The following is a 23,146-nucleotide window of genomic DNA, read 5'->3' as shown; positions in this document are numbered from 1 at the left end:
CGAAGGGCGCAAAGAAAATTCCTATTCCCCCTTCGCAACCTTCGCGCCATCGCGCTGAATATCCGCATCGCGTCAGGCGTAGGGTGGGTTAGAACCGGTAGGGTGGATAAGCGATAGCGCATCCACCAAAACGGAGGCAGCGGCCCGTCGGCAGGGGTTGCCTCATCCGGTCGGCGTCTGGTGGATGCGCTATCGCTTATCCACCCTACGTCCTCAATGAAAAGGAGGAGTTGATCGCAAAGGGAGGAATTCCAAGGAAGATTCTTTGCGCCCTTTGCGCCTTGGCGCCTTTGCGTTGAATTCTGCAATCCGGGGAGTGACTCCATGGGCCAGGAGATCGACCGCAGCCGCTTCCATGAGGAGGACTTCCGGCAGTTCACCGAGCGGCTGCGCGAGGAGACCGCGCTGCTGGAGCGGTGGATCGCCGAGGGGGCCTTCGCCGACGGCGGGCCGGTGGGCGGCTTCGAGCTGGAGGCGTGGCTGGTAGACGGCGAGATGCGGCCGGCACCGATCATCGAACCCTTCCTGAAGCGACTCGACGACCCGCTGGTGGTACCCGAGCTGGCGCGCTTCAACGTCGAGCTCAACGTCCCGCCGCAGCCGCTCGCCGGCACCGCGCTGCGCCGCCTGGAGCAGGCGCTGCGCGCCACCTGGATGCGCTGCCGCGACTGCGCCAAAGCGCTGGATGCCTCGATCCTGATGACCGGCATCCTGCCGACCCTCACCCCGGACCACCTCACCCCCGCCAACATGTCGCCGCTGCGGCGCTACCGGGCGCTCAACGAACAGGTCTTCGCCCAGCGCCGCGGCCGTCCGCTGCGCCTCGACATCGCCGGGCGCCACGACCACCTGGCCACGGTGCATGAGAACGTCATGCTGGAATCGGCCACCACCTCCTTCCAGCTCCACCTCCAGGTGCCGCCGGCGAAGGCGGTGCGCGCCTACAACGCGGCGATCCTGCTCTCCGCACCGATGGTGGCGGTCTCGGCCAACGCCCCCTTCCTGTTCGGTCATGAGCTGTGGGAGGAGACCCGCATCCCGCTGTTCGAGCAGTCGGTGGAGCTGGGCGGTTTCGATGACGTGGCCCGCGGGCCGCTGCGCCGGGTCACCTTCGGCTCCGGCTACGCCCTGGAGTCGCTCGCCGAGTGTTTCCGCGAGAACCTGGAGCACTATCCCCTGCTGCTGCCGGTGGCCCTCGACGAACCCGCCGAACGGCTGCCCCACCTGCGCCTGCACAACGGCACCATCTGGCGCTGGAACCGGCCGCTGGTGGGGTTCGACGAGGGTGGCCCGCACCTGCGCATCGAGCACCGGGTGATCCCCGGCGGCCCCAGCTGCATGGATGAGATCGCCAACGCCGCGCTGTTCTTCGGTCTGGTCGCCGACGCGCTGGAGGCGGAGGTGCCGCCGGAGCTGAAACTCCCCTTCCCCAAGGCGCGGGAGAACTTCTACAGCGCCGCCCGTCTCGGTCTCGACGCCCACATCACCTGGCTGGAGGGGCAGCGGGTATCGGTGCGCGGACTGCTGGCGAAACAGCTGGTGCCGCTGGCCCGCCGCGGGCTGGACCGGCTGGGGCTCGACGAGATGGATATCGACCACTACCTGGGGATCATCGAACGGCGGCTGGAGAGCGGCCAGAACGGCGCCGCCTGGCAGCGCGCCTGGGTCGCCCGCCACGGCCCCGACATGGCGGCGCTGACCGCCGCCTACGCGGAACGGCAGGCGAGCGGCGCGCCGGTCCATCTGTGGGAGGTCTGAAAAGGACGCCCTGTAGGAGCGGCCCTTAGGCCGCGAGGCGCCCGTTCCGCCAACCTCCGCAAGCATCCACAAGCCTCAGCGCTCCGCCCCATCGCGGCCTAGGAGCCTGTCGGACTATGGGGGATTGAGTCGCGGGAGTGGGAGGGCGGCCCCAATTTTTCGAAAATTCGAGGAGATATAGTGAGCTATTTGACGAGGATTTTCGGAAAAGTGGGGCCGCCCTCCCGCTTTCGCGGCCGATTCATCCATAGTCCGACAGGCTCCTAGGGGCCGCTCCTACGAGATACGACTGCCGGAACCGCTCACACCGCCGCGGCGGCGAGCATCACCGAGTTGCGGCCGGTCAGCTTGGCCAGATTGAGCGCATCATCGGCACTCGCGATCAACGCCTCGGGCGTGGCGGCGTGCTGCGGATGGGCGGCGACGCCGATGGTCACCGTGGTCAGCGCCTCCTCGGCCTCCAGGTCGAGGGTCGAGTCCTCCACCCGCGCACGGATCGCCCGGGCCGCGGCCAGCGCCTGATCGCTGCCGACCCCGGGCAGCAGGGCGACGAAGGTGCTGCCACCGTGACGGGCCAGCAGGTCCCCTTCGCGCAGGCCGTCGCCGATCGTCCCGGCCAGCACCTTCATCATCCGATTGCCCGCCTCCAGCCCCCACTCGTCGTTCACCTGCGCCAGGTTGTCGGCGTCGATCAGCAGCACCGCGCAGGGGGCGCGGCGCTCCGCGGCGAGCCGCTGCTGGAAGGCGTGGAGGTTGGGCAGGCCGGTCAATTCGTCGTGGTCGGCCCGCTCGCGCAGCGTCTCCATGCCGCTGTGGATGTCGGCGGAGAAGAGCGTGGTGAGATGGGCCACCAGGACCACCGGTACGAAGCGGGCCATCAGCTGGCTGAACAGGGCGAGGGTGAACAGCGCCTCACCGTGGGCGGCGTAGGCCATGAAGAGGTAGAGCACGCTGACCAGCGCCACCTGGAGGAGCGTGGTACGCCGGCCGAGGGTCAGGGCGCTGGCGATGATCACCAGCAGATAGCCGTTGAGCAGCGGACTCTCCGCCTTGCCGGTGGCCCACAGGGCGACGCTGAGGAAGAGCAGCATCGCCCAGCTCTCCAGGGCGGTGCGCCAATGCCCCGCCAGGAGGCGGGGGGCGAGGTAGCGGAAGAGCAGGATGAAGGCGGCGTAGAGCACCATCGCCACCACCACCAGACCGGGCTCCTCCACCGCGGTCCCCGGCACCTGGGTGTAGAACAGCACCAGTACCAGCAGCAGCCACTCCAGCTCCGCGATGCTGCGGGAAAAGCCGCGCAGCTCACTTTCGGATACGCGGATCCGCCCCTCGTGAACGTCGCCCATCGCCCCTTCCCCCACGCCGTCTCAATCATTGTTTTCCGCCCAGCCCAAGCATAGCAGGGTCAAGCCTCCCGCCGCCGGGCCGCTACAGGGTACGGAAACGATAAGAGGACGCCGTCATGCCCAAGCGCTACAACGAAGAGAAAACGACACTCCCGGAACGGCTGAGCGAAGAGCGGGTGGAGCGGCTGCGCAAGCAGTGCGCGTTCCTCCCCGGCGCCCTGGCGATCGACGACAAGGAGCTGATCCGCCGGCTGGCGGCGGCCGGCGAGGGCGGCGACTACTGATCGGCGGTCCCGTCCCTGCGCCTCCATCCCAACGACGAAGCGGCGGTCCCCGGATCGCCGCTTCGTCGCTGGGGACATGGGCCGGGACAACAGCTAATCTTTGTGGCGAGGGCCCCCTACAACTCCAACGAGACCTCTACCCGATGCCACGTCTTCTTCCCCGGCTTGGAAGGTGGCTCGCCGCGGCGCTCCTTGCGCTGGGCGTCGTCGCCTGCACCCCGCACGATGCACCCACCGAACCGTTGCGACTCGGCCTGTCGCTGCAACCCTCCAGCGCGCTGGCGATGATCGCCGTCGAACGCGGCTTTTTCGCTCAGGAGGGGGTCGCCGTCGAGGTGGTCTCGTTCCCCAGCGGCAAACGTACCCTCCACGACGGGCTGCTGGGAGACGAGGTGGACGTGGCCGGCGTGGCCGACATTCCCTTCGTCATCGCCGCCCTCGACGGGCGACCGCTGGTGGCGGTCGGCACCCTCTCCAGCACCGATGACGTCAACCGCGTGGTGGCCCGCCGTGACCTCGGCATCGAACGGCCCGAGGATCTGCGCGGCAAGCGGATCGGCACCCAGCGGGGAAGCGCCGTCCACTTCTTCCTCGACCGTTTTCTGCAGCGCCACGGTCTCGATGCGCAGGCGGTGAAGCTGCGCTACCTGCGCATCGAGGACCTCACCCCGGCGCTGGCGGCCGGCGAGATCGACGCCTTCTCCCTGCGCGAGCCCTACGTCACCACCGCCCGCGAACTGCTCGGCGAGCGGGCGCAGGTGTTCGACGAGCCGGGCCTCTATCGTCAATCGGAGGTGCTGGTGACCACCGCCGCCTTCACCCGCGATCATCCCCGCCGGCTGCCGCGGCTGCTGCGCGCCCTGGTCCACGCCGAGCGCTTTGCCGCGCGCAACCCCGCGGCAGCGGCTGCCATCACCGCCGCCTATCTCGGCGTCGATCGCGAGCGGATCGAGGCGATCTGGCCCACCCTGGAACTGCGCGTCACCCTCGACCAGTCACTGCTCTCGCTGCTCGAGCGCGAGGCCCGCTGGGCGCTGGACAATGCGCTGACCGAGGCCCGTGGGATCCCCGATTTTCGCGCCCTGCTCCACCGGCAGTCGCTGGGGGCGGTGGACCCGGCGCGGGTGCGGCTGAATCGGCAGGCGGAGAAGCCGGTGAGGCGGTGATCGCCCCCCCCCGGGCCGATCCGGCGGAGTGCGAACGCCGCGTCGTCGTCGGAGTGGGGAGAGGGGAGAGGAGATTGCGACGCGAAGTCCCGCGTCCGGAAGGGTCAGACGTCACTCATCCGGCGTGGAAAAGGGAAGACGCGGCTGGTCGTCGGCGTCACGGGCGGGAAGATCGGCGTCGAGCAGCATCAGGGTCGCCTCCAGCGCCTCGCGCAGGGCACGTAGCGCCGCCTTGGAGTGCTTGCGGCGGGGGGCGGGCGTGGCCTCGGCGACCGCGGCGTCGCCGGTGATCTGGCGCATCGCCTCGGCCACCTTGCCCTCCAGATCCGGCACCCCCTTGCCGACGAGCCGCTCCGAGGCGCTCTCGAAGAGCTCCTTCAGCCCCTCATCGCCCGATTGGAGGGTCTTCAGCCGGATTCCGCGTTTCTTTGCTGCCATGGCGGGCGCCACTATACCAAAACCGATCACCGCCACCCCGCACCGGTTGATACGGGATGGTGTGGCGATTTTTCCGACATCCGTCGAGATTTCATCTAACGCTACGGGTTTACACTGAATCATCATGGTGCATAGAATCCGACGCGCGTCTCACGAATTGGTGCACGGCAGCGTGCCCTTACCCGATCATCTCGCTCCCCCCTCCCCACGGTGCAGTGTGCGACGTCCCGCTCCCGGAAAAAATGACGACACTCGAATAAGGCCCCCTCCTCACCATGAACCTCACGATCAAACAGAAGCTGACCGCCCTCGCCGCGGTCGCCACCCTCGCCATGCTCGGCATGACCGCACTGCTCTTTTATGCGGTGGAGAACACCGGCAGCCTCCACCAGGCGCGCCTGCTCAACAGTGACGTCTCCCGCGACCTGCTGATGCTGCGGCGCCACGAAAAGGATTTCCTCGCCCGCCGCGAACTCGCCTACCGCGATCGTTTCGACGAGCAGGTGCAGACGCTGCTCGGGGACCTCGACCGGTTGACCGGAATGCTCGGCCGCTCCGGGGTGCCCACCACCGGCATCGACGAGGTGCGCGACGCCACCACCCAGTACCGCCAGCGCTTTGCCGCCCTCGCCGCCACCGTCGAGGAGGTCGGCCTCGACGAAAAGAGCGGGCTGCTCGGCGCCCTGCGCGAGGCGGTGCACAACGCCGAGGGGATCCTCAAGGCGGTGGACGACAACCGCCTGATGCGCGACATGCTGATGCTGCGACGCAACGAGAAGGACTTCCTCGCCCGTCTCGACCTGAAATACCTGGAGAAGTTCGAGAAGAACTTCGCCATCTTCGGCAGCTCGCTGGAGGGCACCGTGCTGACCGAGTCGCAAAAGGAGCAGATCCGCCGCAACATGGCCCGCTACCGCGACGACTTCCGCACCATGGTGGCCGGCTTCGAGCGGGTCGGCCTGACCCCCGAGGAGGGCCTGATGGGCGAGCTGCGCAGCGCCGTCCATCAGGCCGAAACGCGGCTGGAGAGCCTCGACGAGCGGCTTCAGGAGGCCCTGAAGCAGCGCGAGGAACACCTCTTCACCGTGGTGGCAGTGGCGGCGCTGGCGGCCATCGTGGCGATCCTGCTGCTGGTGGCTGCGGTCGCCCGCACCATCCTCCAGCCGATCGAGCGGGCGGTCGGCTACATGCGCGACATCGCCGAGGGCGACGGGGACCTCACCGCCCAACTGGGGACCGACTCCGGCGACGAGATGGCCACCCTCGGCGGCGCCTTCAACACCTTCGTCGCCAAGATCCGCGAACTGGTGCGGCGGATCGCCGACGCCGCCGGCCAACTGGCGGCAGTGGCCGAGGAGAGCTCCACCGTCGCCGGCCAGTCGAGCCGCCACATCGTCCACCAGCGCGACGAGATCGCCCGGGTGGCCGCCGCGGTGGAGCAGATCTCCGCCACCCTCCAGACGATGACCGAGCACGCCGCCGGCGCCGCCGAGGAGGCCGGCCGCGCGCGCAGTCAGGCCGGCGAGGGGCGCCAAGTGGCGGAGCGGGCAGTGACCACGGTCAACGCGTTGGCCACCGAGGTGGGACGCGCCTCCGCGGTGACCCGCCACCTGGCCGAAGAGAGCGGCAACATCGGCGCGGTACTCGACGTGATCGGCGGCATCGCCGAACAGACCAACCTGCTGGCGCTCAACGCCGCCATCGAGGCGGCGCGCGCCGGCGACCAGGGACGCGGCTTCGCGGTGGTCGCCGACGAGGTGCGCACGCTCGCCTCGCGCACCCAGGAGTCCACCGAGGAGATCCAGGCGATGATCGAGCGGGTGCGCCACGGGGTGGAAGAGGCGGTGGAGGTGATGGAGGCGAGCCGCCAGCGGGTGGAGGGCGGGGTCGGCGAGATCCGCGAGGCGGGCACCTCGCTGGAGGGGATCGCCGCAGCGGTGGAGCGGATCACGGAGATGACCCGCCAGATCGCGGATGCCACCGACCAGCAGCGCCAGGCGGTGGGCGAGATCGGCCGCAATCTGAGCCACATTCGCGACGCCGGCGAGGAGACCGCCCAGGGCGCCAACCAGACCGCCCGGGCCGGCGATCAGCTGGCCCACCTCGCCACCGGACTGAACGGGCTGGTCACCCAGTTCAAGGTCTAAATCAACGGGCTATCGCCCGTTGATCATTGGGGTCGTGGGTTGTGGCGGTGACCACAACCCACGGAACAACCATCAGCGCATGAGGCCCCGTAGGTCGCGGCTACCGCCGCGACGCAAACGAGGGCACCTATGACAAATCTCGCACCGATTCATCCGAGGGCACGGGGTACTCGGTTACGCCCCCCGCCTCCAAACCCCGCTGCCTCCGTTCACGTCGCGGCGGTAGCCGCGACCTACGGATTGAACGACGGCGTAGGGTGTGCCGAGGCACGAGGCGCACCCGCTTCGACGAAGTGCCCCCCGCCAACTCACCCCGCCCCCTCCGTGACCGCCGCCCCCAACCGCCGCAGCCCCGCCAACGCCGCCAGGAAAGCCTCGTCGCGCCGGTTCTGCGGATAGACCACGTGCACCGGAATACGGAACGACGGCGACTCCGCACACCGGTGGAGCCGCCCGCTCTCGATCAACGGCGCCGCCAGGCGCACCGGCAGATAGGCGCTGCCCGGCCGGCGCAAGAGCTGCTGCACCGCCAACCAGCCGATGTTGGCGCTCAACGCCGGCGGCGGGTGGTCCGGAAACCAGGTACCGAACTGGCTGAAGAACTCCGGCCCCCAGTTGACGTGGATATAGTCGGGATCGGGCCAGCGCCGCCCCGTCTCGGTCGCCACCCGCACCAGTTGCTCCTCGAACAACCGCTCCACCCCGAACCCCGGACGCGACTCGGGGGTGTAGAGGACGCCGATATCGACCGTGTTGTGGACCAGCCCCTGCATGATGTCCGCCTCGAAGCCGATCTCCAGGCGCAACGAGATCTCCGGCCGCTCCCGCCGCATCCAGTCGACCCACGACGGCAGGAACCCCTCCCACAGGGCGATCCGCCCGCTCAGCGTGAGCCCGCCACTGAACCCCTCCGGCAGCCCCACGTCCTGCACCGCCAGCTCCACCGTGCGCACCAGCGACTGGGCGTAGCGCAGGAAGCGCCGGCCGGCCGCGGTGGGCTGCGCCCCCTGCTTGTTGCGCACGAAGAGCCGCGCCCCCAGCCGCCGCTCCAGGACATTGATCCGCGCGCTCACCGTCGACTGGGTGAGGTGCAACTGCTCCGCCGCGCCGCTGAAGTGGCCGGCGGCCACCACCGCGAGGAAGGTCCGCGCCAACTCCGTATCCATCTCTACCCCCCTCATTCATCGAAAACGTCGATATCAAACAACGATTATTTTCGATTTTCAGATGGATGAACAGCAATTACCGTAGGACGCCCTACCCGACTCCCGCCAGCGTCCCGATGGAGGATTCATGGAACAGACCCTACCCGGCACCGACCGCCCCGCGCCGTGGCACCACCGGCTCGACGAACACCGCGAGAAGTGGCTGGCGGCACTCGGCGGAGTGACCGGCATCGCAGTCACCGCGGCGATCGGCGCGCAGGCGGAGAGCCTGCCCATCGTCGCCTCCATGGGCGCCTCGGCGGTGCTGCTGTTCGCCGCCCCGCACACCCGCTTCGCCACCCCGTGGTCGCTGCTCGGCGGCCACCTGGTCTCGGCGCTGATCGGCGTCGCCTGCAGCCACGCCGGCCTGCCGCCGACCGCGGGGGGCGCCCTGGCGGTGGGGCTGGCGATCCTCGCCATGCACTACCTGCACTGCCTCCACCCGCCGGGCGGCGCCACCGCGCTGTTCGCGGTGCTCGGCGCACCGGCCGGGGCGGCCATGGGGTGGAGCTACGTGCTCTACCCGATCGCCCTCAACGCCCTCGCCCTGTTCGCCTGCGCGGTGATCTTCAACCGCCTGCTCCGCCCGCCGCCCGAGCCGGTTGCCGCCGCGCCGGCGGAGAAGTGCGTGATCAACCACAGCGACCTGGTCTACGCGATCTCACGGATCCCCGACTTTCTCGACGTCGAGGAGGAGGAGCTGGTGAGGATCTACCGCCTCGCGATGCGCCACCACGAACAACCGGAGGGGAATGGAGAGGGAGCGACATGAACCACCGAAAGCGCAGCGCCCCACCCCGTAGGAGCGGCCCCCAGGCCGCGATGGAACGAAGGCAGCGGAGCCGACGCCACCACACCCCCCACCGACGGCACCCGACCATCCGGCACGACTCGCCCCCCACCAACCGCGCCCCCATTCCCCACCGTCGCCGATGCTTCGGCGACGCGAACGGAGGCACCCTTGCCCGATTCGCCGCCGAACCGATCCGAACGGGAGGTCGCCATCGGCAAGGCCATCGCGGCCCCGACTCTTCCGCCTTCGTTCTGATCGCCCCTCGACCCCTCCTGTAGGAGCGGCTCCCAGGACGCGATGGCCGAGCGGGACATAGGCGTTTGGCGCGAGCAGGATGCCGAGGGCGGCCCCCCGTTCCGCCTACCTCCGCGAGCCTCGTCACGGCGCGGCACTCCGCCCGATCGCGGCCTAAGGGGCCGCTCCTACATCAACCGCCCTCGGCGCTCCACGCCGCGCAACAAGGAGGGGAAGGTAGGCGCCCCGTCGCCGCTACTGCGGCGACGCAAACGGAAGCAGCGGGATTGAAGCCACGATGACCTTGCCGACCGCCACCTCCCGTTCGGCACGCTTCGGCGCCAACCCGACCAACGGTGCCCCCGTTTACGTCGCCGCAGTAGCGACGACCTACTCCCCCTCCGTCTCCGCCAGGAACCGATCGCACGCCGCCATCAACTCCGCCTCCGCGTGGGCCAGGGTGCAGGGCAGCGTCTCCGCCCCCGCCGGCCAATCGGCGAGGATCGCCGCCACCGCCCGCTCCGGCGCCCACGGCTGCTGATGGAGGATCGTCAACTGCTCGCGCAGGTCCGCCTCCTCCTCCGCCGAAAGCCCCTCCGGGAAGGTGTCGGCGAGCACCCGATCGTCATCCCGCAACCAGACCAGCAACGCCTCCCAACCGGCGCGGGGCTGCTCCGGCAGCGGACGCCCCGCCGCGTCGAACAGCCCCAGCGCCCGCGGCAACGGCTCGCCCGGCCGCATCCCCCGGCGGATCATCAGCTCCGCATCGGAGGCCTGCTCGTCGAACCAATCGAAGGCCGCGAAGCGGTAGCCGAAGCGTTCAAGGGTGGAGGTGAACGGGGGAAACGACTCCAGGCTTTCCAGGCGTCCCAGGCGTCCCAGGCGTTCCGCAATGACGGACAATCGCTGACGCAATTCAGCGGCGATGGACTCCTGTCGCGACAGCGACCGCGACAGCGACCGCGACAGCGACAGCGACAGCGACCGCGACCGCGACCGCGACCGCGACCGCGACCGCGACAGCGACCGCGACAGCGACAGCGACAGCGACCGCGACAGCGACCGCGACCGCGACAGCGACCGCGACAGCGACAGCGACCGCGACAGCGACAGCAACCGCGACAGCGGCCGCGACAGCGACCGCGACCACGACCGCGACAGCGACAGCGACAGCGACCGCGACAGCGACCGCGAAAATCCGCCGAAACGCTCGCCTTCGGCGAGCGTTTCGGCGGCGATCATCGCCTGATAGAGGCGCAGGGCCAAGCGGGCCTGTACCGGCGGCACCTCCGTCGGGTAGAGGGCGAGCAAGACCACCGGCTGGGAAAAGAGCTCAGAAAAATACTCGTTGTCCAGCGCCTCACCCTGCAACAACCAGCCATCCAACGGCACCGCCGCCAACGCCGCTTGCCATAGGGGGCCGGCGGCGGGAAGCATGCCATCCAACTCGAAGCCGGCCCCGGTCACCTCCGGCAACGAGTGCCCCTCACCCAATTCCGCCCCTGAATCCTTCGGCCACGGAATCCGCGACCAACCGCCCCCCCCCACCTCCCGAGCCAGCAGCGTCTCCAGTTCCCCATCCGCGATGGGATTCAACGGATCGTCCCGCACTCCCCAATGTCCGTCATTGATCAAACGGAGCAAGGCGTTGAGCCGCGCCTCGTCGCCGCTATAAAAGACCTCCCAGGTCTCGTCATCCTCGGGATTCATCCAGCGCGTCTTCGCCCCCTTACCCTCGAACAGCCACTCCATCCCCGCCCGGCTCGCCGCCTGATCCAGCACCGCCCAGCGCGCCTCGGCATCGGCCGCGGCCAACAACTGCTTGACCAGATCAAGGCCCTCCCCCCCCAGCTCCGCACGCCGCGCCAACTCCCGGCCCAACGAATCGCGAGGGTGGAGCAGGGCACAGGCCACCAACCGCGGCAGCCACGCCACCCGCTCCTCCCCGGTGAAGGGCAACTCCCCGCCGATCACTCCCTTGACCAACAGCCGCGCCTGCCAGCGGTCGGCGCCGTCCAGCACCTCCAGCAGCTCGAAGTGGCCGCTGCGGTTGGTCCGCTCGGCGTGGGCGGCGAGGAGGAGCAGTGCCACCTCGTCCCAACCGGGACGGCCCAGCCGCTCCAACACCTTTTCCCAGTAGCGAAAGAGGTCACGGGTCCGTTCGGTGGCCCGGCCCTGGAGATAATCGGCGCAGAGGTACTCCTGGAAACTGAGGTGGGCGAACTGGATCTGCCCTTCGGCGGGCTCCACCAACAGCCCCGCGGGATAGAGGTAGTGGTCGAGCAGCGCCTCGGCATCCGCCTCGCCGATCTCGGTGAGCCGCCCCAGTTCACCACCCTTCATCCCCGCACGCAGCACGGCCAGCAGTTGCTCCCGCGCCCACACCACCTGGCGCCTCTCGCGGTCATTGCCACCCTCCTCCTCTCCCGACCGCTCCTGGCTCAGCCACGCCAGATAGCCCAGCACCTTGCGGCTCTCCTGCAACGACCACACCCGCAGCTCGGTGCCATCCTTCGGATGGCCGATGCGCCGACGTCGCGCCTGGCGATTGAGGTAGGCGTCGACGATCGCCTCGTAGAGCGCCGCCCGCCCCTCGGGCATCTTGTTGCGGGTGCAGTTCACCCACGCCATCAGGGTGAGGAAGATCGGCCGGCGGGCGAGGGTCAGCAGATAGGGGCGTTCGGGATCGCGCAGCGCGTTCTGGAAGGTCTCGACGCCGATCCGCTTCTCGCGCTTCCACTCGCCGCGCAGGTCGTACCACTTGCGGATGAAGTCGTCGATCAGTGGCCAGTGGAAAGGCTGGAGATAGCGGACAGAGGGGAACACCTGGATCTCGTACTTCTTCTGCCCCTCCCAAATCTGCATCCGGTCGAGGTCCAGATCCTCGAAACCGCTGGGGCGTCCGGTCACCACGACCCGATATCCCGCCTCGTATGCCTGGTTCGCCAATTCAAGGACGTGCCGACGGACTTCGGGGCCGCCGACCTCGTCCACTCCGTCAAAGATCAGCAGTAGCGGGATCTCGTCTCCACCGTCAACCGAAGAACGGTAGGAGCACTTCAATCGCTCCACGTCCAACCGCACCGGCCGCAACCCGCGGGCGGTATGCCCCGCATCCCGCACCGTCGCCGCCTCCTCGCCGGCCCACTCCCACCAGCGCTCCAACAGCACCTCAACGGTCTTCACCTCATGCAGGTTAACGAGCCGGCGCAGGATCAACGGGATCGGCTGGAGTCCGGGGCTCTCCTCCCGGGTGAGCCGCCGTAACTCGCTCTCCTGAACGCCGCACAGTTCCATCACCATGGCGTGGGTCAGCGTGGTCTTCCCCGAACCGGGGCGCCCGGAGAGGATGACGAAGGGCTCGCGGGCGATCAGCTCCCACACCGGCTCGCCGGGGGCCGGCTCCTTCTCCGCCTCGGCGGGCCCGGCCATGTCCTCGTCGGCGGTGTCCTCCTCCCCCGCCCGCAGCGGCACGAAGATCTGCCGCAACTGGAGCGGCTCGGCATCTTCCACCAGATCGGCCAGGTCGAGGCGCTGGAAGCGCTGGTAGAGCCAGCGGGAGAACTCGCCGCGGGCGCTGGCCCGCAGGCTCGCCTCCAGATTGGGATCGGTCTCGTCCACACTCATCGCTCACCTGCCTCTTGATGGTTCGCCGCCGGGATACGCAGGAACTCATTGTCCAGCCATGCGGCCACCTCGCTCCAGTTCTGTTGGGTGACCAGACTCCGGTACTGCTGGATGAAACGCTCGTCCGAGCGCTTGCGGTCCACCCGCTGGATGAAGGCCTCCACCGCCTTGTCCAGGGAGAGGTGGTGGTGGTGGGTGCCGAAGTTGTCCTGCTCGGCCACCGGCCGGTAGTTGAGCACGTGCATGAAGTCGTGGAGCACGAACTGGCGGAACATGCGCTGGGCGTCGCCGTCGCTGCCCGGCGGGACGAAGGTGGCGGTCTCGCTCGGCGGGCGGTCCTCCAGGGTGGCCAGCAGCAGCCCGACCAGCGCCGGCTGGCGCTCGATCAGGCGCCAGATGGGGCGGTGGTAGAGCCGCAGGTAGTGGAAGAGGATGAAGCGCCGCGCCCGCTGCGGCTCCGGCGAGCGCTTGGCGGCCCCCCACATGGCGCAGAGGCTGTTGAGGAAGTTCTTGATCTTGCGCGGGTTGGTCTCCAGCAGTTCGAACACCTCGGCGGCGCGCGCCTCGGCCTCTCCGAAGCCGTGGGAGCGCAGCACCCGGGCGATGTAGTCCACCGAGCGGGTTTTCGGCGGGACGGGCACCGGCACGATCGCCTGGAACAGCTTCTCCAGGTACTCGCGGTTGCCGTCCTCCCCGCGCTCCGGCCACTTCAGGCGGAGCGCGTCGAGCACCGCCCCGTCGTCCATGCCGAAGACGAAGACGCAGCGGCGGGTGTTGAGGTAGAGCTTGATGCTTTCGAGCAGGGCGACCACCGTCTCCCCCTCGCAGCGGTCGAGGTCGTCGATGAAGATCACCATCCGCGCACCATCGGGTAGCGCGCGCCGGCCCTCGGCGTCCTCCTTCACCAATCCCTGCAACAGCGCCTCCACCGCGTCTTCGAAGAGCAGATGAAAACGTTGGCCGTCGGTGAGGTCCGTCGGGTCGGCGGCGGCCTCGCGATAGCCGTTGATGACCGATTGGAACGTGCCCTGAACCAGCTTCGCGGGTCGCCCGACCTTGAGGGAGATCACCCCGTCGGCGACCCGTTCCAGCAGGTGGACCGCGCCCATCGCCAAGCCGCGCGTGACCCGCGGCGCGCCCTCCTTGAGGCGCACCCAGTCGTTGAACTGCCCCTTGATCTCCTGCACCAGCGGGATCAGCGGATTCTCCGCCTGCTGGTGCTGCCACGGGGAGTACCAGACGAAGAAGCTGTGGTCGGCGGCCTCGGTCAGCCACCGCTGATCGCTCCACAGGGCGGGCCGCCTGTCGCTGCGGTCGTAGCGCCATTGGCACCACTCCGCCGCGCCGGCCTCGCTGCGGTTCTCCCCCAGCGGCACCGCCTGCTTGATCGGTTCGCCGCCGAGGGTGGCGAAGGCGCGGCGCAGGATGCTGGTCTTGCCGGCGCCCCACTTGCCGGTAACGCCGATGACGAAGGGCGGCGGCGCCTCCAGGGCGATGCGCGCGACGTGGTCGCCCACCCCGGCGATGCCGAGCTCGTCCTCCAGGGTCCAGTGGTCGTTGAGGTAGCGGGGCTCTTCCCGGGTCATGGCGCGTCCCTTCGGTCCGTGGTCGTTGCGGCCGATAGTGCCAGTGGCGGCGGGGAAACAGAAGGGCGGAGCGGGAGGGTGGAGGTGCGATCGGTGAGGCGTCCGGGGCTGTTTGGCGCAGGTGCGGCGCCGTCTTGGACCGGCATCGGGCGTCATCGTGGAGCGCGGAGGTCGCTATTCACTGTAGGAGCGGCCCCTTAGGCCGCGATAACGACGAAGTGGGGCATTTGGACTTGGCACGCGGTAGGAACGGACATGACGCCATCGCGGCCCAGACAAAAGAAAAGGCCGGGATCGCTCCCGGCCTCTCTCGTCATCGGCTACGCCGTTACTTGGATTCGGCCGGGGCCGCCGCCGGCTGCTGCGGGGCGGCATAGGGGTAACCGTAGACCGGCGCGCCATAGTAGGGGACGCCGCCATAGGGGACACCGCCGTAGTACGGATAACCACCGTAGTACGGGTAGCCGCCCCAACCGCCGTAATACGGATAACCGCCATAGTAGGGATAGCCGCCCCATGGGCCACCACCCCACGGGCCCCAGCCGTCGCCGAAGAACCAGGCGTTGGCCGACTGGAACGGGGCCGCCGCGAACAGGGCGAGGATCAACGCCGCCGCGAATTTCTTCAGGTTGGTCATTTCTGCATCCTCCAAGAGCGGTTTGACTGGAGGGTCTCGGATGGGATCGACGCTGCGGTGGCGAACCGCGGGCGGTCCCCAGTGCCCGGTCCGGCGAGGCTTCGCCAACGGACGGCGGGCGGGCGAGGAGTGTGGATGGTCGGTGCCATCCGAGGCCCCATTGCCATCGTCGGTGCCGTGGCGTTCTGCCACGCCTTCGGCACCACGCAAGAAAAACTATATTAGAGTTTCCCGAATTATCCAGGGGCGATTTTCCCGCGCCGGCCAATCCCCGATAGAATAACCGCGCCGATCCCCCGAACGCAGGAGAGTGAACCGTTGTCCCCGATCGATACCGCCCGCGGCCCCTTCCACCGCACCCGCATGCGCCGCATGCGCCGCGATGACTTCTCGCGGCGCCTGATGCGCGAGAACGTCCTCACCGCCGACGACCTGATCCAGCCGATGTTCGTGCTGGAGGGGAGCGACCAACGGGAGGCGGTGCCGTCGATGCCGGGGGTGGAGCGGGTCTCCATCGACGAGCTGCTGAAGGAGGCCGGCGAGCTGGTCGACCTTGGCGTGCCGGCGATCGCGCTGTTCCCGGTCACCCCGCAGGAGGCGAAGAGCCTCGATGCCCGTGAGGCCTACAACCCCGAGGGTTTGGCCCAGCGGGCGGTACGGGCGTTGAAGGAGCGCTTCCCCGAACTGGGGGTGATCACCGATGTGGCCCTCGATCCGTTTACCGTCCACGGCCAGGACGGACTGATCGACGAGACCGGCTACGTGATGAACGAGGAGACCGTGGAGGTGCTGGTCAAGCAGGCGCTCTCCCACGCCGAGGCGGGCGCCGACGTGGTCGCCCCCTCGGACATGATGGACGGGCGCATCGGCGCGGTGCGCGATGCGCTGGAGGCGGCCGGCCAGATCCACACCCGCATCCTCGCCTACTCGGCCAAGTACGCCTCCGCCTTCTACGGCCCGTTCCGCGACGCGGTGGGCTCGGCGGCCAACCTCAAGGGGGGCGACAAGAGCACCTACCAGCAGGACCCGGCCAACTCGGACGAGGCGCTGCACGAGGTGGCCCTCGATCTGGAGGAGGGGGCGGACATGGTGATGATCAAGCCGGGCATGCCCTATCTCGACATCGTCCGCCGGGTGAAGGATCAGTTCGGCGCCCCCACCTTCGTCTATCAGGTGAGCGGCGAGTACGCGATGCTGATGGCGGCGGCGCAGAACGGCTGGCTCGACGAGAAGAAGGTGGTGCTGGAGTCGCTGCTCTCGATCAAGCGCGCCGGCGCCGACGGGGTGCTCACCTACTTCGCCAAACGCACCGCCCGGTGGCTGAAAGAATCCTGACGTACGCCGTGCAGAAAAGAGTTCAACGCAGCGGCTTCCGCGTCCTGCTCTCGCCGCAGACCTCCATCCCTGGAGACAAAGGCGCAAAGACGCGAAGCGCGCAAAGGGTAGAAGGGGCTACATTTATGGGAACCTCTTTGCGCCCTTTGCGCCTTTGTGCCTTTGCGTTGGAAGCTCCACTCCTCCGCCCTCCGAGAAATCGTTCATGACCAACCACCCCCGCATCCCCGTCGTCCTCGCCCTCTCCGGCCACGACCCCACCGGCGGCGCCGGCATCCAGGCCGACATCGAGGCGATGGCGAGCATGGGCTGCCACTGCGCGCCGGTGATCACCTCCATCGCGGTGCAGGACACCCGCGACGTGAAGGAGCTGATCCCGCTGGACCCCACGGTAGTGGTGGCCCAGGCCCGCGCGGTGCTGGAGGACATGGAGGTGCAGGCGGTGAAGATCGGCCTGCTCGGCAGCGTCCAGGCGGTGGAGGCAGTCCACACCCTGCTCACCGACTACCCGAAGCTGCCGGTGGTGCTCGATCCGATCCTCAAGGCGGGCGGCGGCACGCCGCTGGCCGACGAGGAGGTAACCGAGGCGATCCGCCAGTTGCTGCTCCCGCAGACCACGCTGCTCACCCCCAACAGCGAGGAGGCGCGCAAGCTGGCGCCGGGGGCCGACAACCTGGATGCCTGCGCCCAGGAGCTGATGGACCGCGGCGCCGAGTTCGTGCTGATCACCGGCGCCCACGAGCGCGACCCGCAGGTGATCAACCGCCTCTACGGCAACCGCCGCTTCATGGAGGCGTTCCACTGGGAGCGGCTGACCGACAGCTACCACGGCTCCGGCTGCACCCTGGCCGCCTCCCTGGCCGGCCTGCTGGCCCAGGGGCTGGAGCCGTTCAGCGCGGTCCACGAGGCCCAGGAGTACACCTGGGAGAGCCTGCGCAACGGCTACCGCCTGGGGATGGGTCAGCTGATCCCCAACCGCCTCTTCTGGGCCCACGACGAGGAGGATGAGGGCGAGCAACCGGAGACCCTCCATTGAAACCGCTGCGCGGACTCTATGCGATCACCGACGGGCGCACCGGCCCGGCGCTGATCGAGGCGGTGGCCCGGGCGCTGCACGGCGGCGCGGCGCTGATCCAGTACCGCGACAAGAGCGACGACGCGGAGCGCCGCCGCTGGGAGGCGAGCGACCTGCTCAACCTCTGCCGCTCCTTCAAGGTGCCGCTGATCATCAACGACGACGTGGACCTGGCCTGCGAGATCGGCGCCGACGGCGTCCACCTGGGGCGCGACGACCTCACCCCCTCGGCGGCCCGCTCGATCCTCGGCGAGCAGGCGATCATCGGGGTGAGCTGCTACAACGACCTGGAGCGGGCGAGCCACTTCCACGAATCCCCGGTCGACTACCTCGCCTTCGGCAGCTTCTTCCCCTCCCCCACCAAACCCAACGCCGCACGCGCCGACCTGGACCTGCTGGAGGAGGCCCACCAGCGGTTCGACAAGCCGATCGCCTGCATCGGCGGGATCACCCTGGAGAACGCCCCGGCGCTGGTGCAGACCGGCGCCGACCTGGTGGCGGTGATCACCAGCCTGTTCGGCAGTGACGACATTGCCGCCACCGCGCGCGCCTTCCGCGCGCTGTTCGAGCGGGCGTAGAGTCCGCCGCGGCATCGTGCCTGGAAGAGCGACCGACCGGACCGGTTCTCGCCACCCTTCCTGCGAAGCGCCTTCGTTCAACATGGCGCGCACGGCGCGCCCTATAGGGCGGCCTGCGACCGCCGTGCCCAACGGAGCCGCCGATCGAACAGGCCCTCCTCCGCCCTACCCGGAACAGCGCATTCCTATTGGCCGATCACCCGCCCGCCGCGAGAGCGCAGCAGACGGATCATCTCGGTCTGTTTGTGGGTGGTGGCGAGGCGTAGCGGCGAGGAGCCTCGCGTGGTCACGGCGTTGACCTCGGCGCCGTGGGCAAGCAGCACCCGCGCCACCGCCACCTGCCCCTTGAAGGCGGCCCAGTGGAGGGGGGTGGCCCCCTCGCGGTTGCGGCCGTTGACGTCGGCCCCCTCCTTGAGCAGTGCCTCCACCCGTTCGGCGTCACCGCGCATGGCGGCATCGTGCAGCGGCGGTTCATCGAAATAGCCCTGGCCGCAGGCGGCGAGCAGCAGGGAGAGCAACAGCAACAGGGGACGGATTATCGTATTCATGACGTTCTCATTCGGTTTTCCGGTGCCACACAGTGTAGCGCGCACCCACCGCGCACCGCCGATTGAGGTAGAATCCCGTCTCCGCCCGCGCCACCCCAGCGCGCCCCACGCCCGCCGAGCCGACCCTTGAACAGCCCGCTCCCCAACCACCGCAGCGAACCCCACTGGCACCCTGCCGGGCACTTCCGCCAGGGGGAGCTGCCACCTGCGGTGGCCCACTGGCTGGTGGACCGCGGGTCGCTTACCGCACGGCTGAAACGCGGCTGCGCCGGGCGCTTCGGCGTGCGGGTATTGCGCCAGGGGCGGGGGCGTCCCCAATTGGAGGAGGCCCACGCCCTGGCGGTGAAACCGGGGGCCTCGGCGCTGGTGCGGGAGGTGCTGCTCACGTGCGACGGTGCGCCGCAGGTGTTCGCCCGCACGGTGATTCCCGACGCCACCCTCGGCGGCAAGCGCCGGCGGCTCGCCCATTTGGGGGAGCGCCCCCTGGGGGAGTTCCTGTTTCGCCAGCGCGGCATGGAGCGCGACGAACTGGAGCTGACCCGGCTGACCGCCCGCCACGCCCTCTTCGGACTGGCCACCGCCGAGCTGCGCGATCCGCCGCCGGAGATCTGGGGCCGCCGCTCGCTGTTCCGCCTCGACCACCACCCCCTGCTGGTGGCGGAGTTCTTCCTTCCCGCCATCGCGGATTAGGGCTATTCATCGCCGTGCACAACACCAGCGACGCAGTCCTTCTCGCCTCTTACTTCGTGTGAAACCAAGCCCCTTGATCGAGACCCCAATCGCAGCTGGATATAATGGGCGCCCCAGCCCACCACTCCGATAAGGCCCCATGGTTTCCATCACCGACCGTCTCCGCCAGTACTACCGGCTGACCCGCCTCGACAAGCCCATCGGCACCCTGCTGCTGCTCTGGCCGATGCTGTGGGCGCTGTGGATCGCCGCCAAGGGGATCCCCGACCTCGGTGTGCTGACGGTGTTCGTCCTCGGCGCGGTATTGATGCGTTCGGCCGGCTGCGTGATCAACGACTACGCCGACCGCAACATCGACGGCCACGTCAAACGCACCTGCCAGCGCCCGATCGCCACCGGCAAGGTGTCGCCGCGCGAAGCGCTGATCCTGTTCGCCACGCTCTGTGTCATCGCCTTCGCCCTGGTGCTGACCATGAACCGGCTGACCATCCTGCTCTCCTTCGCCGGTGCGCTCCTCGCCGCCATATACCCCTTCACGAAGCGCCACACCCACCTGCCCCAGGTGTTCCTCGGCGCCGCCTTCGGCTGGGCGGTGCCGATGGCCTTCGCCGCGCAGAGCGACACCCTGCCGCCGCTGGCCTGGCTGCTGTTCATCGCCGCGGTCCTGTGGGCGGTGATCTACGACACCATGTACGCCATGGTCGACCGCGATGACGACCTGAAGATCGGGGTAAAATCCACCGCCATCCTCTTCGGCGACGCCGACCGGGTGATCATCGGCCTCCTCCAGGGGATCTTCCTCCTCGACCTGGTACTGATCGGCGTCAACGCCAAGCTCGGCATCCCCTACTACCTCTCGCTGGCGGTCGCCGCCGCCCTCGCCGGCTACCACCAGTGGCTGATCCGCAGCCGCGACCGCGCGCTCTGCTTCAAGGCCTTCCTCCACAACAACTGGCTGGGCATGACCGTCTTTTTTGGGATTGCTGTCGACTATCTGGTTTAACGCAAGCAGCCGCCCCGAGGCCGAACCCCTGCCAGCCCGCGCTCCCGGCAATCCCAAAAAAGAATTTAATTCAAATTATTAATCTTCTACGACGTCACCCAACGCGCCACCAAAAACAACACAACAAACCAAAAATTAAGGAATTTTTCACCCGGCCTCGATTCAGCCCCTGCCACCGGTGATTGAAAAATTCCTTTGAGTACGTTAGATTAATTCGGGCATCGCGAGGCCTGCGACACCCATTCACCCCGATTTTTCCCTGAAAAATCCCGTCGCACGGACCAGCCGTGCAGCCCCGGGAGCATCCGGCTCCCGCGACCCCAATACCCATGAATGACGCACTCACCCAAGCCGTTACCTTGCGACGGCCCACCGTGGAGGACGGCGCCGCCATCTGGCGTCTGGTCAAGGGCACCGGCACCCTCGACCTCAACTCCGCCTACGCCTATCTGCTGCTCGCCCACCAGTTCAGCGACACCTGCCGGGTGGCGGTGTGCCGCGGCGAGGTGGTCGGCGTGGTCACCGCCTATCTACACCCCCGCGCCAGCGATACGCTGTTCGTCTGGCAGATCGGCGTCGATCGCTCGATGCGCGGCCTGGGGCTGGCCACCGCGCTGCTCCACGACCTGCTCCGCGGCGAAGGCTGCCGCGCCGTCCGCCGCATCGAGACCACCATCAGTCCGGGCAACGGCGCCTCGCGGGCCCTCTTCCAGGGACTCGCCAAGCGCCTCGACACCCCCTGCGAGATCCTGCCCGGCTTCGGCCCCGAATCCTTCCCGGCGGAGGAGTCGACGGACGGCCACGAGCGCGAAGAACTCTTCCGCATCGGTCCCTTCGGCGCCCACGCGCTGGCCGCGCTGCCCCGCCACCCCTTCCACTAAATCTTCACCTTCAGGAACTTCTACCCCATGCGAATCTTCGAGGAACTCGAATCCAAGGTGCGCGGCTACATCCGCGCCTTCCCCGCCGTCTTCGACGTCGCCAAAGGCTCCGAGATATTCGACGAGCAGGGCAACCGCTACATCGACTTCTTCGCCGGCGCCGGCACGCTCAACTACGGCCACAACAACCCGGCGATCAGCGAGGCGCTGATCACCTATCTGCAGCGTGACGGCATCGTCCACGCCCTGGACAAGGCCACCGTGGCCAAGCAGGCCTTTCTGGAGAGCTTCCGCGACACCATCCTGGCGCCGCGCAACCTCGACTACAAGATCCAGTTCACCGGCCCCACCGGCACCAACTCGGTGGAGACCGCGTTGAAGCTGGCGCGGATGGTCAAGCGCCGCTCCAACGTCATCGCCTTCACCAACGGCTACCACGGCCTGACCATGGGCGCGCTGGCGGTGACCGGCAACGACTTCTACCGCGACGAGTCCTACGGTGCCCGCAACAACGCCGACTCGCTGCCCTTCGACGGCTACCTGGGTACCGACATCAACACCATCGACTACCTGCGCAAGTTCCTCACCGACGGCTCCAGCGGGGTCGACGTGCCGGCGGCGATCATCGTCGAGACGGTGCAGGGCGAGGGCGGCATCAACGTCGCCTCCGACGAGTGGCTGCGCGAGCTGGAGAAGCTCTGCCGCGACCTCGACATCCTGCTGATCATCGACGACATCCAGATGGGCAACGGGCGCACCGGCACCTTCTTCAGCTTCGAGCGCGCCGGCATCAAGCCCGACATGGTCACCGTCTCCAAGTCGATCGGCGGCGGCCTGCCGATGGCGATCCTGCTGATGCGCCCGGAACTCGACCAGTGGAAACCGGGCGAGCACACCGGCACCTTCCGCGGCAACAACCTCGCCTTCATCGCCGCCGCCACCGCCATCGACACCTACTGGCGCACCGACACCTTCGCCAAGGAGGTGAAGCGCAAGGGGGCGATCATGGAGGAGGAGCTGCGGCGCATCGCCGCCGCCCACCCGGACGTGCCAAGCGACGTCCGCGGCGTCGGCATGGTGTGGGGGCTGGAGCTGCCCAACGGCCTCGCCGGACAGGTCTCGGCGCGCGCCTTCGAGAAGGGGATGGTGATCGAGCTGGCCGGTTCACGCGATCAGGTGGTGAAGTTCCTGCCGGCGCTGACCATCGAGGAGGAGCTGCTGCGCGAGGGGCTCGCCATCATCGAGCAGTGCGTCAGCGAGGTGATCGTGAAGGAGGGCGGCCGATGATCGTGCGGCGACTGGAAGAGATTATCGGCAGCGAGCGCGACGTCAAGGCGGAAAACGGCAACTGGGCCAGTCGCCGGCTGCTGCTCGCCCGTGACGGCATGGGGTTCTCGTTCCACGACACCACCATCTATGCCGGCACCGAGACCTACATCCACTATCAGAACCACCTGGAGGCGGTCTACTGCGTCGCCGGCGAGGGGGAGATCGAGGACCTGGAGACCGGCGAGACCCACAAGATCACCGACGGCACGATGTACGCCCTCAACGGCCACGAACGCCACCACCTGCGGGCGACCCGCGACATGCGGCTGATCTGCGCCTTCAACCCGCCGATCAGCGGACGGGAGGTGCACGACGAGAACGGGGTCTATCCGTTGATCGAGGAATCAGGTGAAAGGTGAAAGGTGAAAGGTGAAAGGTGAAAGGTGAAAGGTGAAAGGTGAAAGCAGGATGCCTCACCACTGCCTCTTGTCAATCCAGGGCGAGCCACCGACGACTGCACCTCGCCCCTTTTACCTTTGACCTTTT

Annotated in this window: 20 protein-coding genes; 13 read left to right on the top strand and 7 right to left on the bottom strand. The window is 68.3% G+C overall.

The window, feature by feature from the left end:
* The first annotated feature begins 324 nt into the window (after positions 1 to 324).
* On the top strand, positions 325 to 1,758 hold the full coding sequence (locus ACYQ2W_RS05655; protein ID WP_459864098.1) for a glutamate-cysteine ligase family protein: 1,434 nt from the start codon (positions 325 to 327) through the stop codon (positions 1,756 to 1,758).
* 302 nt (positions 1,759 to 2,060) lie between these two features.
* On the opposite strand, the gene ACYQ2W_RS05650 is transcribed toward ACYQ2W_RS05655, so the two are convergent.
* Positions 2,061 to 3,104: a GGDEF domain-containing protein gene (locus ACYQ2W_RS05650; RefSeq protein ID WP_459864096.1), complete on the bottom strand. Its 1,044-nt coding sequence runs from the start codon at positions 3,102 to 3,104 to the stop codon at positions 2,061 to 2,063.
* 116 nt (positions 3,105 to 3,220) lie between these two features.
* Between ACYQ2W_RS05650 and ACYQ2W_RS05645 the strand changes: the two genes are divergently transcribed.
* Positions 3,221 to 3,388: a hypothetical protein gene (locus ACYQ2W_RS05645; RefSeq protein ID WP_459864094.1), complete on the top strand. Its 168-nt coding sequence runs from the start codon at positions 3,221 to 3,223 to the stop codon at positions 3,386 to 3,388.
* A gap of 143 nt (positions 3,389 to 3,531) precedes the next feature.
* On the top strand, positions 3,532 to 4,554 hold the full coding sequence (locus ACYQ2W_RS05640; protein ID WP_459864091.1) for an ABC transporter substrate-binding protein: 1,023 nt from the start codon (positions 3,532 to 3,534) through the stop codon (positions 4,552 to 4,554).
* Between the two features lie 111 nt (positions 4,555 to 4,665).
* Here the strand turns inward: ACYQ2W_RS05640 and ACYQ2W_RS05635 are convergent, their stop codons facing one another.
* The gene (locus ACYQ2W_RS05635) at positions 4,666 to 4,992 is read right to left on the bottom strand and encodes a hypothetical protein (RefSeq protein ID WP_459864089.1); all 327 of its coding nucleotides are present in this window, start codon (positions 4,990 to 4,992) and stop codon (positions 4,666 to 4,668) included.
* A gap of 275 nt (positions 4,993 to 5,267) precedes the next feature.
* Between ACYQ2W_RS05635 and ACYQ2W_RS05630 the strand changes: the two genes are divergently transcribed.
* Positions 5,268 to 7,139 carry a methyl-accepting chemotaxis protein gene (locus ACYQ2W_RS05630; RefSeq protein WP_459864087.1) on the top strand — a complete coding sequence of 624 codons (1,872 nt, stop codon included), beginning with the start codon at positions 5,268 to 5,270 and terminating at the stop codon, positions 7,137 to 7,139.
* 308 nt (positions 7,140 to 7,447) lie between these two features.
* On the opposite strand, the gene ACYQ2W_RS05625 is transcribed toward ACYQ2W_RS05630, so the two are convergent.
* Entirely contained in the window at positions 7,448 to 8,305 is an 858-nt protein-coding gene (locus ACYQ2W_RS05625; RefSeq protein WP_459864085.1) for a LysR family transcriptional regulator, read from the bottom strand.
* Positions 8,306 to 8,432: 127 nt separating this feature from the next.
* Here ACYQ2W_RS05625 and ACYQ2W_RS05620 point away from each other — a divergent pair, with 127 nt between their 5' ends.
* Positions 8,433 to 9,116: an HPP family protein gene (locus tag ACYQ2W_RS05620; protein ID WP_459864083.1), complete on the top strand. Its 684-nt coding sequence runs from the start codon at positions 8,433 to 8,435 to the stop codon at positions 9,114 to 9,116.
* A 645-nt stretch (positions 9,117 to 9,761) separates the two neighbouring features.
* Here the strand turns inward: ACYQ2W_RS05620 and ACYQ2W_RS05615 are convergent.
* The 3 genes from ACYQ2W_RS05615 to ACYQ2W_RS05605 form a co-directional block, all read right to left on the bottom strand.
* Positions 9,762 to 12,998, bottom strand: coding sequence for an NACHT domain-containing protein (locus ACYQ2W_RS05615; protein ID WP_459864081.1), 3,237 nt, complete (start codon positions 12,996 to 12,998; stop codon positions 9,762 to 9,764).
* A complete protein-coding gene (locus ACYQ2W_RS05610; protein ID WP_459864079.1) occupies positions 12,995 to 14,584 on the bottom strand; it encodes a KAP family P-loop NTPase fold protein in 1,590 nt (529 codons plus the stop codon). Before ACYQ2W_RS05610 ends, ACYQ2W_RS05615 begins: the two co-directional genes overlap by 4 nt.
* A gap of 328 nt (positions 14,585 to 14,912) precedes the next feature.
* Positions 14,913 to 15,221, bottom strand: coding sequence for a hypothetical protein (locus ACYQ2W_RS05605; protein WP_459864077.1), 309 nt, complete (start codon positions 15,219 to 15,221; stop codon positions 14,913 to 14,915).
* Positions 15,222 to 15,584: 363 nt separating this feature from the next.
* Here ACYQ2W_RS05605 and hemB point away from each other — a divergent pair, with 363 nt between their 5' ends.
* The 3 genes from hemB (at position 15,585) to thiE (ending at position 18,209) form a co-directional block, all read left to right on the top strand.
* On the top strand, positions 15,585 to 16,556 hold the full coding sequence (gene hemB, locus ACYQ2W_RS05600; RefSeq protein ID WP_459864166.1) for a porphobilinogen synthase: 972 nt from the start codon (positions 15,585 to 15,587) through the stop codon (positions 16,554 to 16,556).
* A 205-nt stretch (positions 16,557 to 16,761) separates the two neighbouring features.
* Positions 16,762 to 17,592, top strand: a complete 831-nt coding sequence (thiD, locus tag ACYQ2W_RS05595; protein ID WP_459864075.1) for a bifunctional hydroxymethylpyrimidine kinase/phosphomethylpyrimidine kinase — start codon at positions 16,762 to 16,764, stop codon at positions 17,590 to 17,592.
* Positions 17,589 to 18,209: a thiamine phosphate synthase gene (gene thiE / locus ACYQ2W_RS05590; protein WP_459864073.1), complete on the top strand. Its 621-nt coding sequence runs from the start codon at positions 17,589 to 17,591 to the stop codon at positions 18,207 to 18,209. Before thiD ends, thiE begins: the two co-directional genes overlap by 4 nt.
* 185 nt (positions 18,210 to 18,394) lie before the next feature.
* Here the strand turns inward: thiE and ACYQ2W_RS05585 are convergent, their stop codons facing one another.
* Positions 18,395 to 18,757 carry an ankyrin repeat domain-containing protein gene (locus ACYQ2W_RS05585; protein WP_459864071.1) on the bottom strand — a complete coding sequence of 121 codons (363 nt, stop codon included), beginning with the start codon at positions 18,755 to 18,757 and terminating at the stop codon, positions 18,395 to 18,397.
* 126 nt (positions 18,758 to 18,883) lie between these two features.
* On the opposite strand from ACYQ2W_RS05585, the gene ACYQ2W_RS05580 reads away from it, so the two are divergent.
* The 5 genes from ACYQ2W_RS05580 to ACYQ2W_RS05560 all read left to right on the top strand — a co-directional run bounded on the left by ACYQ2W_RS05580 (position 18,884) and on the right by ACYQ2W_RS05560 (position 23,019).
* Positions 18,884 to 19,447 carry a chorismate--pyruvate lyase family protein gene (locus ACYQ2W_RS05580; RefSeq protein WP_459864069.1) on the top strand — a complete coding sequence of 188 codons (564 nt, stop codon included), beginning with the start codon at positions 18,884 to 18,886 and terminating at the stop codon, positions 19,445 to 19,447.
* Between the two features lie 148 nt (positions 19,448 to 19,595).
* Positions 19,596 to 20,450 carry a 4-hydroxybenzoate octaprenyltransferase gene (ubiA, locus tag ACYQ2W_RS05575; RefSeq protein ID WP_459864164.1) on the top strand — a complete coding sequence of 285 codons (855 nt, stop codon included), beginning with the start codon at positions 19,596 to 19,598 and terminating at the stop codon, positions 20,448 to 20,450.
* Positions 20,451 to 20,779: 329 nt separating this feature from the next.
* Positions 20,780 to 21,331, top strand: coding sequence for a diaminobutyrate acetyltransferase (gene ectA / locus ACYQ2W_RS05570; protein WP_459864067.1), 552 nt, complete (start codon positions 20,780 to 20,782; stop codon positions 21,329 to 21,331).
* A gap of 27 nt (positions 21,332 to 21,358) precedes the next feature.
* The gene (ectB, locus tag ACYQ2W_RS05565; protein ID WP_459864065.1) at positions 21,359 to 22,618 is read left to right on the top strand and encodes a diaminobutyrate--2-oxoglutarate transaminase; all 1,260 of its coding nucleotides are present in this window, start codon (positions 21,359 to 21,361) and stop codon (positions 22,616 to 22,618) included.
* Positions 22,615 to 23,019 (top strand): ectoine synthase, encoded by a 405-nt coding sequence (locus ACYQ2W_RS05560; protein ID WP_459864063.1) that lies wholly within the window; start codon positions 22,615 to 22,617, stop codon positions 23,017 to 23,019. The genes ectB and ACYQ2W_RS05560 overlap by 4 nt, the downstream gene beginning before the upstream one ends.
* Positions 23,020 to 23,146 lie beyond the last annotated feature (127 nt).

This window comes from Endothiovibrio diazotrophicus (assembly GCF_054657215.1).
This window is presented reverse-complemented; position numbering and strand designations above follow the sequence as displayed.

What these genes read in the sequence shown, in the direction of transcription:
- ACYQ2W_RS05655 (WP_459864098.1), top strand. Translation starts at nt 325, where the DNA reads ATGGGCCAGGAGATCGACCGCAGCCGCTTCCATGAGGAGGACTTCCGG.
- ACYQ2W_RS05650 (WP_459864096.1), bottom strand. Translation starts at nt 3,104, where the DNA reads ATGGGCGACGTTCACGAGGGGCGGATCCGCGTATCCGAAAGTGAGCTG.
- ACYQ2W_RS05645 (WP_459864094.1), top strand. Translation starts at nt 3,221, where the DNA reads ATGCCCAAGCGCTACAACGAAGAGAAAACGACACTCCCGGAACGGCTG.
- ACYQ2W_RS05640 (WP_459864091.1), top strand. Translation starts at nt 3,532, where the DNA reads ATGCCACGTCTTCTTCCCCGGCTTGGAAGGTGGCTCGCCGCGGCGCTC.
- ACYQ2W_RS05635 (WP_459864089.1), bottom strand. Translation starts at nt 4,992, where the DNA reads ATGGCAGCAAAGAAACGCGGAATCCGGCTGAAGACCCTCCAATCGGGC.
- ACYQ2W_RS05630 (WP_459864087.1), top strand. Translation starts at nt 5,268, where the DNA reads ATGAACCTCACGATCAAACAGAAGCTGACCGCCCTCGCCGCGGTCGCC.
- ACYQ2W_RS05625 (WP_459864085.1), bottom strand. Translation starts at nt 8,305, where the DNA reads ATGGATACGGAGTTGGCGCGGACCTTCCTCGCGGTGGTGGCCGCCGGC.
- ACYQ2W_RS05620 (WP_459864083.1), top strand. Translation starts at nt 8,433, where the DNA reads ATGGAACAGACCCTACCCGGCACCGACCGCCCCGCGCCGTGGCACCAC.
- ACYQ2W_RS05615 (WP_459864081.1), bottom strand. Translation starts at nt 12,998, where the DNA reads ATGAGTGTGGACGAGACCGATCCCAATCTGGAGGCGAGCCTGCGGGCC.
- ACYQ2W_RS05610 (WP_459864079.1), bottom strand. Translation starts at nt 14,584, where the DNA reads ATGACCCGGGAAGAGCCCCGCTACCTCAACGACCACTGGACCCTGGAG.
- ACYQ2W_RS05605 (WP_459864077.1), bottom strand. Translation starts at nt 15,221, where the DNA reads ATGACCAACCTGAAGAAATTCGCGGCGGCGTTGATCCTCGCCCTGTTC.
- hemB (WP_459864166.1), top strand. Translation starts at nt 15,585, where the DNA reads ATGCGCCGCATGCGCCGCGATGACTTCTCGCGGCGCCTGATGCGCGAG.
- thiD (WP_459864075.1), top strand. Translation starts at nt 16,762, where the DNA reads ATGACCAACCACCCCCGCATCCCCGTCGTCCTCGCCCTCTCCGGCCAC.
- ACYQ2W_RS05585 (WP_459864071.1), bottom strand. Translation starts at nt 18,757, where the DNA reads ATGAATACGATAATCCGTCCCCTGTTGCTGTTGCTCTCCCTGCTGCTC.
- ectA (WP_459864067.1), top strand. Translation starts at nt 20,780, where the DNA reads ATGAATGACGCACTCACCCAAGCCGTTACCTTGCGACGGCCCACCGTG.
- ectB (WP_459864065.1), top strand. Translation starts at nt 21,359, where the DNA reads ATGCGAATCTTCGAGGAACTCGAATCCAAGGTGCGCGGCTACATCCGC.
- ACYQ2W_RS05560 (WP_459864063.1), top strand. Translation starts at nt 22,615, where the DNA reads ATGATCGTGCGGCGACTGGAAGAGATTATCGGCAGCGAGCGCGACGTC.